Source organism: Klebsiella sp. Q11 (assembly GCF_964241505.1).
Lineage (GTDB): Bacteria > Pseudomonadota > Gammaproteobacteria > Enterobacterales > Enterobacteriaceae > Klebsiella > Klebsiella michiganensis.
The window spans coordinates 137,949-152,204 of record NZ_CAXSXW010000016.1; the positions used below are offsets into that span (position 1 = coordinate 137,949).

The 14,256-nt window shown below is 55.8% G+C and carries 16 protein-coding genes; 5 read left to right on the top strand and 11 right to left on the bottom strand.

The window, feature by feature from the left end; translation table 11 throughout:
• Positions 1-6 precede the first annotated feature (6 nt).
• From ACESQ2_RS23020 to ulaA, 6 genes are read right to left on the bottom strand one after another with little or no spacing between them, the layout of a single operon-like run.
• Positions 7-693, bottom strand: coding sequence for an L-ribulose-5-phosphate 4-epimerase (locus ACESQ2_RS23020; protein WP_004097998.1), 687 nt, complete (start codon positions 691-693; stop codon positions 7-9).
• Positions 693-1,547, bottom strand: a complete 855-nt coding sequence (locus ACESQ2_RS23025; protein ID WP_046876857.1) for an L-ribulose-5-phosphate 3-epimerase — start codon at positions 1,545-1,547, stop codon at positions 693-695. Before ACESQ2_RS23025 ends, ACESQ2_RS23020 begins: the two co-directional genes overlap by 1 nt.
• 9 nt (positions 1,548-1,556) lie before the next feature.
• The gene (locus tag ACESQ2_RS23030) at positions 1,557-2,207 is read right to left on the bottom strand and encodes a 3-keto-L-gulonate-6-phosphate decarboxylase UlaD (protein ID WP_009652369.1); all 651 of its coding nucleotides are present in this window, start codon (positions 2,205-2,207) and stop codon (positions 1,557-1,559) included.
• A gap of 13 nt (positions 2,208-2,220) precedes the next feature.
• Positions 2,221-2,688, bottom strand: a complete 468-nt coding sequence (gene ulaC / locus ACESQ2_RS23035; RefSeq protein WP_004097995.1) for a PTS ascorbate transporter subunit IIA — start codon at positions 2,686-2,688, stop codon at positions 2,221-2,223.
• Between the two features lie 9 nt (positions 2,689-2,697).
• Positions 2,698-3,003, bottom strand: a complete 306-nt coding sequence (ulaB, locus tag ACESQ2_RS23040) for a PTS ascorbate transporter subunit IIB (RefSeq protein ID WP_004109091.1) — start codon at positions 3,001-3,003, stop codon at positions 2,698-2,700.
• 12 nt (positions 3,004-3,015) lie between these two features.
• Positions 3,016-4,416 carry a PTS ascorbate transporter subunit IIC gene (gene ulaA, locus ACESQ2_RS23045; RefSeq protein ID WP_004097992.1) on the bottom strand — a complete coding sequence of 467 codons (1,401 nt, stop codon included), beginning with the start codon at positions 4,414-4,416 and terminating at the stop codon, positions 3,016-3,018.
• A 364-nt stretch (positions 4,417-4,780) separates the two neighbouring features.
• Between ulaA and ulaG the strand changes: the two genes are divergently transcribed.
• Positions 4,781-5,845 (top strand): L-ascorbate 6-phosphate lactonase, encoded by a 1,065-nt coding sequence (ulaG, locus tag ACESQ2_RS23050; protein ID WP_373171347.1) that lies wholly within the window; start codon positions 4,781-4,783, stop codon positions 5,843-5,845.
• Positions 5,846-5,951: 106 nt separating this feature from the next.
• Positions 5,952-6,707, top strand: a complete 756-nt coding sequence (ulaR, locus tag ACESQ2_RS23055) for an HTH-type transcriptional regulator UlaR (protein WP_004097990.1) — start codon at positions 5,952-5,954, stop codon at positions 6,705-6,707.
• Here the strand turns inward: ulaR and yjfP are convergent.
• Positions 6,704-7,420, bottom strand: coding sequence for an esterase (gene yjfP / locus ACESQ2_RS23060; RefSeq protein WP_004097989.1), 717 nt, complete (start codon positions 7,418-7,420; stop codon positions 6,704-6,706). The genes ulaR and yjfP overlap by 4 nt on opposite strands.
• Before the next feature lie 197 nt (positions 7,421-7,617).
• Here yjfP and bsmA point away from each other — a divergent pair, with 197 nt between their 5' ends.
• Together bsmA and yjfN are read left to right on the top strand one after the other, a co-directional pair.
• The gene (gene bsmA / locus ACESQ2_RS23065; protein ID WP_004097988.1) at positions 7,618-7,926 is read left to right on the top strand and encodes a biofilm peroxide resistance protein BsmA; all 309 of its coding nucleotides are present in this window, start codon (positions 7,618-7,620) and stop codon (positions 7,924-7,926) included.
• Positions 7,927-8,063: 137 nt separating this feature from the next.
• Positions 8,064-8,339 (top strand): DUF1471 family protease activator YjfN, encoded by a 276-nt coding sequence (yjfN, locus tag ACESQ2_RS23070; protein ID WP_014227626.1) that lies wholly within the window; start codon positions 8,064-8,066, stop codon positions 8,337-8,339.
• On the opposite strand, the gene ACESQ2_RS23075 is transcribed toward yjfN, so the two are convergent.
• Positions 8,330-9,967 (bottom strand): isovaleryl-CoA dehydrogenase, encoded by a 1,638-nt coding sequence (locus ACESQ2_RS23075; RefSeq protein WP_049069023.1) that lies wholly within the window; start codon positions 9,965-9,967, stop codon positions 8,330-8,332. The two genes, yjfN and ACESQ2_RS23075, sit on opposite strands and share 10 nt — an antisense overlap.
• Positions 9,968-10,072: 105 nt before the next feature.
• Here ACESQ2_RS23075 and ACESQ2_RS23080 point away from each other — a divergent pair, with 105 nt between their 5' ends.
• Positions 10,073-10,426 (top strand): hypothetical protein, encoded by a 354-nt coding sequence (locus tag ACESQ2_RS23080; RefSeq protein WP_047724780.1) that lies wholly within the window; start codon positions 10,073-10,075, stop codon positions 10,424-10,426.
• 45 nt (positions 10,427-10,471) lie between these two features.
• On the opposite strand, the gene rlmB is transcribed toward ACESQ2_RS23080, so the two are convergent.
• The 3 genes from rlmB to nsrR form a co-directional block, all read right to left on the bottom strand.
• Positions 10,472-11,203, bottom strand: a complete 732-nt coding sequence (gene rlmB, locus ACESQ2_RS23085; RefSeq protein ID WP_004109129.1) for a 23S rRNA (guanosine(2251)-2'-O)-methyltransferase RlmB — start codon at positions 11,201-11,203, stop codon at positions 10,472-10,474.
• An 86-nt stretch (positions 11,204-11,289) separates the two neighbouring features.
• Positions 11,290-13,740: a ribonuclease R gene (gene rnr / locus ACESQ2_RS23090; RefSeq protein WP_004097981.1), complete on the bottom strand. Its 2,451-nt coding sequence runs from the start codon at positions 13,738-13,740 to the stop codon at positions 11,290-11,292.
• 37 nt (positions 13,741-13,777) lie between these two features.
• Positions 13,778-14,203, bottom strand: a complete 426-nt coding sequence (gene nsrR, locus ACESQ2_RS23095) for a nitric oxide-sensing transcriptional repressor NsrR (RefSeq protein WP_004097980.1) — start codon at positions 14,201-14,203, stop codon at positions 13,778-13,780.
• Between the last annotated feature and the right edge of the window lie 53 nt (positions 14,204-14,256).

The window sequence follows — 14,256 nt, forward strand, 5'->3', positions numbered from 1 at the left end:
CCTGTTTCACTTTTGCCCGTAATAGGCATCTGGCCCGTGCTTGCGCATAAAATGCTTGTCCATCAGCCAGCTATCGATGGGCTTCAGCTGCGGGTTGATCGCGCGAGCAATCCACGCCATCCGCGCCACCTCTTCCATCACCACCGCGTTATGCACCGCATCGTGCGCATCCTTGCCCCAGGCAAAAGGCCCGTGCTGATAGACCACGATGCCCGGCGTATGCAGCGGCTCAACGTCACCCAGCGTTTCGATAATCACGTGGCCCGTGTTCAGCTCATAAGCCTCCGCCACTTCCTGCGCGCTTAACGCCCGGGTGCAGGGAATGTCGCCAAAGAAGTAGTCCGCGTGGGTCGTCCCCAGCGCGGGAATAGCCAGACCCGCCTGCGCCCAGGCCGTCGCGTGCGTCGAGTGGGTATGCACCACGCCGCCAAGGCTCGGATAGCGGCGATACAGCGCCAGATGCGTGGCGGTATCGGAAGAAGGACGATAGCGTCCTTCCACCACGTTCCCCTCGAGATCCACGACCACCATATCGTCCGCTTTCATGGTCTCGTAGGCGACGCCGCTGGGCTTAATCGCCACCAGCCCGCGTTCGCGGTCGATAGCGCTGACGTTACCCCAGGTAAAAGTGACCAGGCCGTAGCGCGGTAAATCCATATTGGCGTCGAAAACCTGCCGTTTCAGCGTTTGCATTATGCCACCTCCAGCAGACCGGCGCTGGCCATCCGCGCCTTCACCCAATCGCGCGCTTTCGCGACCTCGGCGGCCGGATCTTCGGTCGTTTCGCTCCACATTTCAATTAGATACGGACCGCAGTAGCCCGTCTGCTTGAGCGTTTCGAAACAACGTTCAAAATCGACGACGCCTTCGCCGAACGGCACGTTTTTAAATACTCCGGGTTTCGTGTCTTTTATATGCACCGCCACGATATGCCCCATCCCGGCCTGAAGCTCCATCTGTACGTCGTTATCCCAGGCGGAAAGGTTGCCGATGTCCGGATAGAGCTGGAACCACGGATTATTCAGGTAGTGGGCGTAGCCCAGCGCCTTGCTGATCGAGTTCATCAGCGGGTAGTCCATAATTTCCATCGCCAGCGTTACCTGCGCGCGGCTGGCCATTTCAACGCTCTCTTTTAGCCCATCGCGGAAACGACGGCGCGTCTCGTTATTGGCTTCCTGGTAGTAGACGTCGTAGCCCGCCAGCTGGATTACGCGAATCCCCACATCCTGCGCCAGCCGAATCGCTTTGCGCATAATCTCCAGGCCCTGCGCCCGTACCGCGTCGTCTTCGCTACCGAGCGGGAAGCGCCGATGGGCGCTCAGGCACATTGAGGGCACGCGCACCCCGGTTTCCGCAATCGCGTTAACCAGCGCGAAGCGCTGCTCCCGGCTCCAGTCGAGCCGGGCCAGGCGGGCGTCGGTTTCATCGACCGACATTTCGACGAAATCAAAACCGAGCGCCTTAGCCAGCCGCAGACGTTCCAGCCAGCACTCCCCGGCGGGGAGCGCTTTTTCATAGATGCCGAGCGGAATAGGTTTCGACAGCATAGCCGCTCCTTAGCCCCACAGCTGGGCGATCGAACGTTTAAACTGCCGCGCGGCTTCCACCGGGGAAGCGGCGTCGCGAATGCTGCGACCGGCGATAAAGACGTGGATCGGAATCCCCTGGAACAGCGGCAAATCCTCCAGCGCCAGGCCGCCGGTGACGGTGACTTTAAAGCCCATCCCGGACAGGCGTTTGATCGCGCTGATATCCGCCTCGCCCCACGCTACGCCGGCGGCCTGGGCATCGCGGCTGCGGTGATAAACCACCTGCTGAACGCCCGCTTCACGCCACTCCTGCGCCTGCTCCCAGGTCCAGTAGCCGGTCAGTTCGATCTGGACGTCGCCGTTGAACTCTTTCGCTACGTCCAGCGCGCCTTTGGTGGTGTTGATGTCCGCGCAGCAGATCACGGTGACCCAGTCGGCGTTGGCTTCAAAGCACATGCGAGAGAGAATTTTACCGGCATCGGCGATTTTGGCGTCCGCCAGCACGATTTTGTTGGGATAGAGCGCCTTCAGGTCGCGAACGGCGCGTACGCCCTCAGCCACGCAGAGAATGGTACCGACTTCAATAATGTCCACTTCATCGGCAATCAGGCGCGTCGTTTCATACGCGGAAGACATAGATTGGTTATCGAGCGCAACCTGCAACATAGGTAATGACATTTTGGTGTTCCTTTTAAACGGCCGCTGCCGTAGCGTTATCAATTAATTCCAGAACTTCCTGCGCGGAGCGGCAGGCGCGTAAACGGTCAAAATTGGCTTCATCTTCAAACAGGTTGACAATCTGCATGATGCCGACTTCCTGATGGGTATTGGCATCCACGGCCGCCATGGTGATCAGGATGTCGACCGGGTCGTTATCCTCATGATTGAAAACCAGCGGCGTTTTCAGCGTAACCAGCGCAAAGCCCGTTTTCTTCACCCCCTCTTCCGGCCGACCGTGCGGCATCGCCAGACCGGGAGCAATCACAAAATAAGGGCCGTGCTGAGCAACGCCATCCAGAATGGCCTGGTAGTAGCGCGGCTCCACGACATCCGCCTTCACCAGTAAATCAACGCTCAGCTTGACGGCTTCCTGCCAGGTGCTGGCGTCGGCCTGTAAAAGGATGGAGTTGTTCTCCACCAGCGAATCACGTAATTTCATTTGGCGTCCTTACTTCACATCCTGCGGGAAGTGCGCTTTGATCACCTCCAGCAGTTTTGGGCCAAAATCCGCAGGCGAGAGCATGTTGCGCACGCCAACCACGTATTTGTTGCCGGAGACGCTAATCTCACCGGCGATATGGGTGGAGGCGATGATAATGTCCGCGCCGTTGAGTTCACTTTTGTATTCCCCCACCGCGCAGCTGTTTACCGTGTGATCGATATTTGACTGGGTCAAAAACTGGTCCACCTTCATCTTCATGATCATGGAACTTCCTTGCCCGTTGCCACATACAGCCAGAATACGTACGGTCATAGTCAAAACTCCTTATTGAGCAGAAGCATCTGCCAGTTGTTTTTCCGCGTCCTCTTCAGCGCGCAGCGTGCGCCCTGCGAAGAACATATAAGCCAGTGCGATAATGATAATGACGGCCATAAACGCGATACCGATGGAGGCGAAGCCCTGCATCATCGGCGGCGCCAGAATTGACCAGTCCGCCATGCCCATCCAGGCGCTCATGCCGGTCAGCTTCACCGCCCAGACGCAGCCAAATATTTCGATCATGCCCATCACCAGACAAATCTTGAGCGCCGCGCGCCAGCCGCCAAAGTGGTTAGCAAAGACGCCGATGGTGGCGTTCGAGAAAAACATCGGGATAAAACCCGGAATAATCAGAATGGAAGAGCCGAAGCCGACCAGAATACCGACGGCGATCAGCTGGCCGATGGTGCCCCACATAAAGCCCCAGACGACGGCGTTTGGCGCAAAGCTATAGATCGCCGCACAGTCAATGGCCAGTACGGCGCCGGGAATCAGGCGCTGGGAGATACCGTTGAACGCCTCGGAAAGTTCGGCGACGAACATGCGCACGCCCTGGGTGATAATGAAAATCGCGACGGCGAACGAGAAGCCCGTTTGCAGGATATAGACCGTCCAGTGGGTGTTACCCGCCATCGCCTGTACGGTGTCGATGCCGAAGGAGAGCAGAATCGCGCCGAAGAAAATGGTCATCACGATGGCCGTGGAGACGATGTTGTCGTGAAAGATGTTCAGCCAGCCCGGCAGCTTAAGATCCTCAACGCTCTCCTCTTTTTTGCCCAGATACGGGGCGACCTTGTAAGCAATCCATGAAGCGAACTGCTGCTGGTGTCCGATGGAGAAGCCGCAGCCGTCGGTCACTTCCTGAGTCGGCTTATACATCATGTTCGAGGTAATGCCCCAATAGAGCGACACCAGTACCGCCGTACAGATGATGGTCGTCCACATCGGGTAGCCGAAGATGTAAAAAGAGACGGCAATCAGCCCCGCCTGCTGGAACATGATGTGCCCGGTCAGCATGATGGTGCGAATACCGGTAATACGCCGCAGCAGGACATAACAGATATTCAGCGCCAGGGCTAACAGTACGGCATAGCCCACCCAGCTGTAGGCGTCGCCCATGCGTTCGATCGTGGCCATCATTGACGCGTAGGTATCGGAGATAGCGCCGTTAATGCCGTAAACCTCAGACATTTTCGCCACGACCGGCTTAAACGTGCTGGTCAGAATGCCGGAGCCGGCCTGCAGCAGCATAAAACCGATAATGGTTTTAATCGTCCCTTTAACAATAACGCTGGCGCTTTTGCGCAGCAGGATATAGCCCAGGCAGGTCACAATACCCAGCAGCAGCGGGGCGTTGGTCATAACCTGGTTAAAGAACACGGTAAAGATGTGGTAGAGAATCTCCATAACACACTCCAGAAGGTGGACGCTCTGAACGCACGCTACGCCCAGGTTGGTTGTTGCGATCACTCTAATAATCAAAAATAATCACAACAAGATTATATTTGATTAAATGTGACGCACGCCGCAAATAATCACACAATCCGCCATCGTATTAATTCTCATTTCTACAAAATGTAAAATAGTATATTTAAATCAATGAAATAAAACCTAACTCATGTCATAACGTCAGCCTGCCCCTCTTTTTACTCTCCACGATTCCCCTCATGAAGGGCAAATTTCAGGATTGCAATCTTGAACAAACGGTGCCAGTATTCGTCAAAACAAATCACATCGTGATTACTTTTGATAATATGTGAGGGAAAAACAAATGAGTAAAGTACAAACCATCACCCGCGAATCATGGATCCTGAACACTTTTCCGGAGTGGGGTAGCTGGCTGAACGAAGAAATTGAACAAGAGCAGGTTGCGCCGGGCACCTTTGCCATGTGGTGGTTGGGTTGTACGGGCATCTGGCTGAAATCCGAAGGCGGAGCCAATATCTGCGTCGATTTTTGGTGCGGTACCGGCAAGCAAAGCCACGGGAACCCGCTGATGAAAACCGGCCACCAGATGCAGCGTATGGCCGGCGTGAAGAAGCTCCAGCCAAACCTGCGCACCACTCCGTTTGTTCTCGATCCGTTCGCTATTCGCCAGATCGATGCCGTACTGTCCACTCACGATCATAACGATCATATTGATGTGAACGTGGCCGCCGCGGTCATGCAGAACTGCGCCGAGGACGTGCCGTTCATCGGCCCGCAAACCTGCGTCGACCTGTGGATAGGCTGGGGCGTTCCAAAAGAGCGCTGTATCGTGATGAAACCAGGGGATGTGGTTAAAATAAAGGATGTTGAAATCCACGCGCTTGACGCTTTTGACCGTACGGCCCTCATCACCTTACCCGCGGATCAAAAAGCCGCAGGCGTCCTGCCGGACGGAATGGATCAGCGCGCGGTGAACTATTTGTTCAAAACGCCGGGAGGCAACCTGTATCACAGCGGCGATTCCCACTACTCCAACTACTATGCGAAGCACGGTAACGAACACCAGATCGACGTGGCGCTGGGCTCCTATGGCGAGAACCCGCGCGGTATCACCGACAAAATGACCAGCGCCGATATCCTGCGCATGGCCGAGTCGCTGAATGCTAAAGTGGTAATTCCGTTCCATCACGATATCTGGTCAAACTTCCAGGCCGATCCGCAGGAAATCCGCGTTTTGTGGGAGATGAAAAAAGATCGTCTGCAGTATGGCTTTAAGCCTTTCATCTGGCAGGTGGGCGGAAAATTCACCTGGCCGCTGGATAAAGACAACTTCGAATACCATTATCCGCGCGGATTCGACGATTGCTTCACGATGGAACCGGACCGGCCCTTTAAGTCGTTCCTGTAAGGCTTCTCCGGCGGGACCGCCCGCCGGAAATTATCCCCGTCAGCATTAGTATTTTCACCTGATTTCAAATATCATCTTTGCTTATCACTTTTAATCGGATTTGCTCATGACGGAAGCGCAAAGACATCAAATTTTACTGGATTTGCTGGCACAAACGGGATTTGTCACCGTGGAGCAGGTGATTTCCCGGCTGGGAATTTCTCCGGCGACGGCACGACGCGATATCAACAAACTCGACGAAAGCGGCAGGCTGAAAAAAGTCCGCAACGGCGCGGAAGCCATCAGCGAGCAGCGCCCGCGCTGGTCGCCAATGAATATTCACCAGGCGCAAAACCACGATGAGAAGGTACGGATTGCGCGTGCGGCTTCGCAGCTGGTCAACCCTGGCGAAAGCATCGTCATTAACTGCGGCTCTACCGCATTCCTGCTTGGGCAGGAGCTGTGCGGCAAACCGGTACAGATCATCACCAACTATTTGCCGCTGGCCAACTATCTGATCGATCAGGAACACGACAGCGTCATCATTATGGGCGGGCAGTATAACCGCAGCCACTCTATCACCCTGAGCCCGCAGGGCAGCGAAAACAGCCTGTATGCCGGGCACTGGATGTTCACCAGCGGCAAAGGGTTGACCGCCGAAGGGCTGTATAAAACCGATATGCTGACGGCGATGGCGGAGCAAAAAATGCTTAACGTCGTCGGCAAACTCGCGGTCCTGGTCGACAGCAGCAAAGTCGGCGAACGCGCCGGAATGCTCTTTAGCCAGGCCGGGCAAATCGACCTGGTGATTACCGGTAAACAGGCGGATGAGGCGATCCTCAAGCAGCTTGAGGATCAGGGCGTACAGGTGATTCGCGTTTAAAGGTGACGTTGAAAAAAGTCCACCGTCGCGGCTAACGCTTCCGGCGTAATGCGGTGGCGGACGCCTTTCTGCCAGAGGCAGGTTAAATTGTCGGCCAGCGCGTTTTGCTGCAGCGCCTGCTGCAGGCGGAAGGTTTCCCCCGGCGGCACGACATCATCTTCATCGCCGTGCCAGAGCAGCAGCGGACGGCTGGCCAGGGTCGCCAGCTGCTGGCTGACGTCCCACGCCACCAGCTGTTCTGCATCGAACGAAGGCGAAGGGAAAAGCGCCTGCGAGAGCGAACTGAAATAGCCTGACCCCATCAGGCAGGCTACGCTTTTCAGCTCCGGGTGGTGGGTCATAATCCCTAATGCCGTCATTCCGCCCATCGATGCGCCTGCCACCGCCAGCCTGTCGTCAGCAAGCCATCCCCGATCCCGAATCGCCTCCTGTAGTGCCGGAAATTCAATAAAATTGTTCATCAGAATCGGCCAGAAGCGCTGCATCCGCCCCTGTTCGTCTCCCCGGTAGCGCGCGCCGTGTTCCGCTGCATCAGGCATAATCACCCGAAACCCCGCCTCTGCAAGCGCAACGGCAAAATAGCTGTAGACCAGCTTAGAAGAGGTAAAACCATGATAAAAGACAATGCAAGGCAGCGCCGTATCCGCGGCGCCCTGCGGGTACGCATGGAGAACCTCCCCACCCGCAAGGTTACGCATTTCTAATGCAATCATTTACCGTCTCCTTTCTCTCAAGTGATGTTATGTTATTACTCAAGTCGCTCGTTCGCACATGATTCATAATCTTGAGAACCAGATTACGCTTTCACGATATTTTCATTCGAAAATCGCGTACGGGATAACAATTTGGGAACATTCCCCGGAAATGACATTCAGGCTACCACTACACTATGACTAACAGGAAACGAGATATGGTTATGCGTAGGTTTGCACCGTGGTTAATGGCAATCGCTTTAACCGGCTGTAGCGCCCTACAGGGGACGCCAAAGGCGCCGCCGCCGGCAACCGACCATCCACAAGAGATCCAGCGTAATCAGACGGCGGGTCTGCAGAAGATGGGGACGGTGAGCGTATTAATGTACGGCTCACCGATGGATGTCGAGGCTGCGCTAAAGGTCAAAGCTGAGGCGGCTAAAGCGGATTACTACGTCATCATAATGATTGATGACACCATGGTTCCGGGCCAGTGGTATTCGCAGGCAATTTTGTACCGTAAATAGCGGTCAACCTTTAAGCCAGCTTTACACTGCTTTGCATCCATTCACGTTCTCCTGTGCATAATAACGTTCGGCCAGCTGTAACCTGGCAGGACGTTAGCAACGGACTGCCCTCAGGACTATGTGAAATGGAGCTGACGATGAAACGAACTTTTACCCTACCCAGCCTGATGTTGACCACCGTCACGGCCAATACTTCCGCGCAGTCAGCGGAGTTTGCCAGCGCTGACTGCGTAACGGGCCTGAACGAAATTGGCCTGATTTGCGTTAACAACATCTCGGGCAGCCAGCAGGATGTTGAACACGCTATCGCCGTGCAGGCCGATGAGCAGGGCGCCTCCTGGTATCGCATCGTCCAGATGTACGAGGAGCAGCAGCCGGACAACTGGCGGGTACAGGCCATTCTTTATGCCTGAGGCGCCTGTCGTCCACGCCCCGTTGCCCGTAACAGTAAGTCATCCAGCGTCTGCTCATCCAGCCGCATGCCGCCGCGCGCGTCGAGCATCATACGGCACCAGGCCTCTGCCAGCGGCGGTGACGCGAAGCGTAATAGCTGCGCCCCAACGCCCAGCATATAGACCAGCCGGGTAATCTCCCGCCCCTGCTCTTCCAGAGGCCGCCGTAGCCACTGCTGCAGCTGCCGCCACGTCCGATCGAAATGACGATTTTGCCCTTTCACTTCCGCGCACTCCGCCGCCAGAAGTTCGAGCGCCGCCGGCTGCTTCATCAGAACCCGCATCACGTCCAGACACATAATATTACCGGAACCTTCCCAGATGCTGTTTACCGGCATTTCACGGTACAAACGCGGTAATTCACTCTCTTCACAATAGCCTGAACCGCCCAGTACCTCCATCGCCTCGGCGACGAACGCGATCCCGGATTTGCAGACAGCAAATTTCGCGGCGGGCGTGAACAGCCTTGCCCATAGCGCTTCCTGCACATCGTCGCGCCTGTCCCAGGCCCTCGCCAGGCGGAACAGAAAGGCGGTTTGCCCTTCCAGCCGCAGCGCCATCTGCCCCAGAACCTGACGCATTATCGGCTGATCGACCAGATTTTTACCAAATGCCTGACGCTGCAGAGCATGGTATAGCGCTACCGAATAGGCCCGGCGCATCAGCGCATGGCTACCCAGCGCGCAGTCAAAACGGGTCAGGCCGCCCATTTTGAGAATTTGCCGGACGCCATCGCCCTCTTCTCCGACCAGCCAGCCGCAGGCATTGAAAAACTCGACTTCGCTGCTGGCGTTCGCGCGGTTACCTAATTTATCTTTCAGCCTTTCCAGATGTACGCCGTTACGCTGGCCATCCGGCAACAGGCGCGGAACAAAAAAGCAGGAGAGGCCCGCCGGCGCCTGAGCCAGCACCAGATGAGCATCGCTCTGCGGTACCGAGAAAAACCATTTATGTCCGATCAGATGATAAAAGCCTTCTGCGCTTTTCTCCGCTCGCGTCGTGTTGCTCAGGACATCGGACCCGCCCTGCTTTTCCGTCATCCCCATCCCGATAAGCAGCCCGCGTTTCTGATTACCCGGCACAAGGTGCGGATCGTAGCGATCGCTTAATAGCGGCGATAGCCAGTCGCTAAAAGTCTCGGGTAAGGAGCGCTGCAGCAATGGAATAGCGGCAAAGGTCATGGTGGTGGGACACAGGGTGCCCGCCTCGACCTGCGCATGCAGCATAAAGCGGGCAGCGCGGGCAACGAAGGCGCCTTCACGAGCCTCTTCCTGCCAGGCAAGATTATGTACCCGGTTAGCGCACAGCCCCTGCATCAGTAAATGCCAGGCGGGATGGAAACGAACATCGTCAAGACGCGATCCCGTTGCGTCATAGCGCAGCAGTTCCGGCGGATTGCTGTTGGCCAGGCGCCCCAGCTCCAGCGATTCGGCCGTCCCCAGCTGTTGGCCAATGCTCGCCAGCAGATCGCCATCCCAGCCCGCGCCTTCGCGGACGACGGCTTCACGCAGGGCGGTATCGGACAGGAATAAGTTACTGTTACATAGCGGCGAGGGTTGATTAAATACGGTATGAGTTTGCCAGTGCATTATGTTTCCCTCCTTCAATGGCTCTATCCATAAGTATGGACAACGGCGCACTTTCCGTCAGAGAACTCTGTTATAAAGTTCTCTCACAATCAGAAAGGGAATTTCATGATTCATTTAATTATTGAAGATCGGCAAAATGCGCCGAACTATATTCCGCTTATCCACCGCCATCTTCCTCATCTCGCGATGAGCGCTATCAAACAGAACCTGAACGCTTCCGGTTACGTCACCTCATTTGATGAAAACAAAATCTGCGATGACATTCTGGAAGAGCAGAATCCTATTGGAAATTTTCTTAATCTCATCAAAGTATTAAAGAATCGAGGCGCGCAGCTTAAATTCCTCGAGCAAACGGGAGATGAACCGGGAGATGAATTACCCTTGAGCCAGGTCCTGAACTATGTTGAAAGAGGTCTCGACATTGCCCGTCGGATAGAGCGAGAAGGCGGTCAGAACTGAAGAAGATAAGCCATTCCAGAGAATGGCTTATTTGGAAAGAAGAGATTAGCTGCGCTGGCGTACCGCTTCAAACAGGCAAATACCGGTGGCGACCGATACGTTCAGCGACGACACGCTACCGGCCATCGGGATGCTGATCAACTCGTCGCAGTGCTCCCGGGTCAGGCGGCGCATGCCTTCGCCTTCCGCCCCCATGACCAGCGCCAGCGATCCGGTCATTTTGCTCTGGAACAGCGTATGATCGGCCTCACCGGCGGTACCGACGATCCAGACGTTCTCTTCCTGCAGCAGACGCATGGTACGCGCCAGGTTGGTGACGCGGATCAGCGGGACGTTTTCCGCCGCGCCGCAGGCCACTTTTTTCGCCGTGGCATTCAGCTGCGCAGAACGGTCTTTGGGGACAATCACCGCATGCACGCCAGCGGCGTCAGCGCTACGTAAACAGGCGCCGAGGTTGTGCGGATCGGTCACGCCGTCAAGGATCAAAAAGAACGGCTGATCGAGAGAGGCGATCAGATCCGGCAGATCGTTCTCCTGATACTGACGTCCGGGCTTCACGCGGGCAATAATTCCCTGATGAACGGCGCCTTCGCTTTTCTCATCCAGAAACTGGCGGCTGGCGACCTGAATCACCACGCCCTGCGCTTCCAGGGCATGGATCAGCGGCATAAGGCGCTTATCCTCACGGCCTTTCAGAATAAAGACTTCCTGAAAACGTTCAGGAGCGCGCTCCAGCAGTGCCTGCACCGCGTGGATGCCGTAAATCATTTCACTCATTTATCTACTCGTTTAGGTTCTGTTATCCGTTCCCTTCCCCCCGCCCCGCCACGATGTCGGGAGGCGCGGGGGGAAAGGGAATCGCACTACTCAGCGATATTCTTTTTCTTCGCCGCGCGCTTGGCTTTGGTCGCTGCGGCTATCTTCTGGGTTTTCTCCGACGGCTTTTTCGCTTTCTTCTCGCCTTTTGGCTGAGCGGCTTTCGGCTGAGACTGACCTTTCTGTTTGCGGAATGCGCTATCCGGCTCGAAGTTTACCTGCTTGCCCGCCTGACGGCGACGTCCGGAAGATTTACCTGCGCCGCCTTTCTTCGCTTTTTCACGCTCGGTCTTACCGACGTTGCGCGGCGCGCGCTCGCTGGAGATAAGCGAGAAGTCAATTTTACGCTCGTCCATGTTGACCGCTTCAACGCGCACTTCCACGCGATCGCCCAGTCGATAGGTCTGGCCGCCGGATTCACCAATCAGACGCTGTCCGACCTGATCGAAGCGGTAGTAGTCGTTATCGAGGGAAGAGACGTGCACCAGACCATCAATAAACAGCTCATCCAGACGGACGAAGAAACCAAAGCCGGTCACGCTGGCAATCACGCCCTTAAAGACGTTACCCACCTGATCCAGCATGAAATCACACTTCAGCCAGTCCGAAACATCGCGCGTCGCTTCATCAGCACGACGCTCGGTCATCGAACAGTGCGCCCCCAGTTGCAGCATCTCGTCCATACTGTAGTGCCAGCCGCCGGTCTCGGTGCTATTGCCTTTATGTCCCTGCTCTTTCGCCAGTAAATACTTGATCGCGCGATGCAGCGAAAGGTCAGGATAGCGGCGAATCGGCGAGGTGAAGTGGGCATAGGATTGCAGCGCCAGACCAAAGTGGCCGCGGTTTTCCGGGTCGTATATCGCCTGTTTCATCGACCGCAGCAGCATGGTTTGCAGCATCTCTGCATCCGGACGATCGGCGATAGAGGTCAGTAATTCCGCATAGTCGCGCGGCTCCGGCTTGTTGCCGCCAGGCAGCTCAAGCCCCAGCTCCGCGAGCACCGAACGGAATGCGGTAATCGCTTCCGTACTCGGTTTGTCATGGATACGGAACAGCGCCGGTTCCTCGGCCTTCTCAACAAAGCGCGCAGCAGAGATGTTCGCCAGGATCATGCACTCTTCAATCAGCTTGTGCGCGTCGTTACGCTGAGTCTGCTCAATACGTTCAATACGGCGTTCAGCATTAAAGATGAATTTAGCTTCTTCACTCTCAAATGAGATACCGCCGCGCTCTTCACGCGCGCCGTCCAGCACTTTGTAGAGGTTATGCAGCTCTTCAATATGCTTAACCAGCGGCGCGTACTGCTCACGCAGATCCTGGTCGCCCTGCAGCATATGCCAGACTTTGGTATAGGTCAGACGGGCATGGGAGCTCATCACCGCTTCGTAGAATTTGAAGCCGGTCAGACGCCCCTTGGCCGAAATCGTCATTTCACAAACCATACAGAGCCTGTCGACCTGAGGATTCAGTGAACACAGGCCGTTAGAGAGCACTTCAGGCAGCATCGGAACCACCTGAGACGGGAAGTAGACCGACGTGCCGCGGCTGCGCGCTTCGCCATCCAGCGGCGTACCCGGGCGCACGTAGTAGCTCACATCGGCGATCGCCACCCACAGACGCCAGCCACCGCCGCGTTTCTTCTCGCAGTACACGGCATCATCAAAGTCACGGGCGTCTTCGCCATCAATGGTGACCAGCGGCAGGCTGCGTAAATCAACGCGCCCTTGTTTCGCCTCTTCCGGTACCTGTTCTTTCAGGCCGGCGACCTGTTTTTCGACCGCTGGCGGCCAGACGTAGGGAATTTCATGGGTGCGCAGGGCCATATCGACCGCCATGCCGGTACCCATATTGTCGCCGAGGACCTCAACGATCTTGCCGACCGCTTTGGTGCGGCGGGTTGGACGCTGGGTCAGCTCAACCACCACCACAAACCCCATCCGCGCGCCCATGATCTGTTCCGGGGGGATCAGGATATCGAAGCTCAGGCGGCTGTCATCCGGCACCACGAAGCCAACGCCCGCATCGGTAAAGTAGCGGCCCACAATCTGGCCCGTTTTTGGCACCAGTACGCGGACAATACGCGCTTCGCGACGGCCTTTACGGTCGGCGCCCAGCGGCTGCGCCAGCACCTGATCGCCGTGAATACAGGTTTTCATCTGCTCGGACGACAGATACAGGTCATCTTTACGGCCTTCAACGCGCAGGAAGCCATAACCATCGCGATGACCGATAACGGTCCCTTTCAGCAGGTCAAGACGTTCCGGCAGCGCATAGCACTGACGACGCGTAAAGACCAGCTGACCATCGCGTTCCATTGCGCGCAGTCTGCGGCGCAATGCTTCTTGTTGTTCTTCGCCTTCAATATTCAGCTCTATTGCCAGCTCATCTCGGCTAGCCGGTTTTTCGCGTTTTGCTAAATGATCGAGGATAAATTCCCGGCTCGGGATTGGATTAGCGTATTTTTCAGATTCGCGGTCCAGGAAAGGATCTTGTGACATGTCGGTTCCTCCGTTGTCATCTCCAGTGAAGTTTACGTCACTCCACCAGCAATAATTTATAAAGCGGTTGATTCTTTTCAACCAAATCGGCCAGCGTGTAGTTATCCAGTTCCTTGAGAAAACTTTGCGCGGCTTCAGCAAGCGCCTGTTTCAGACGACAGGCGGGCGTAATATGGCAAAATTCGCTGCTGCAGTTGACCAACGAGAGCGGCTCCAGATCGCGAACAACATCACCCACGCGAATCATATTTGCCGGTTTCCCCAGACGAATTCCCCCGTTTTTTCCCCGTACCGCCGTCACGTACCCCACGCGACTTAGCTGATTGATTATTTTAACCATATGATTACGGGAAACGCCGTAAACCTCCGTCACTTCGGAGATGCTGGTCATTCTTCCATCCGGTAGCGACGCCATATAAATCAGCGCGCGTAATCCGTAATCAGTGAAACTCGTTAACTGCACAATCAACCTCAGGGAAAAGAAAAACAGAGTGCGTCGGTAGACAATTACTATTG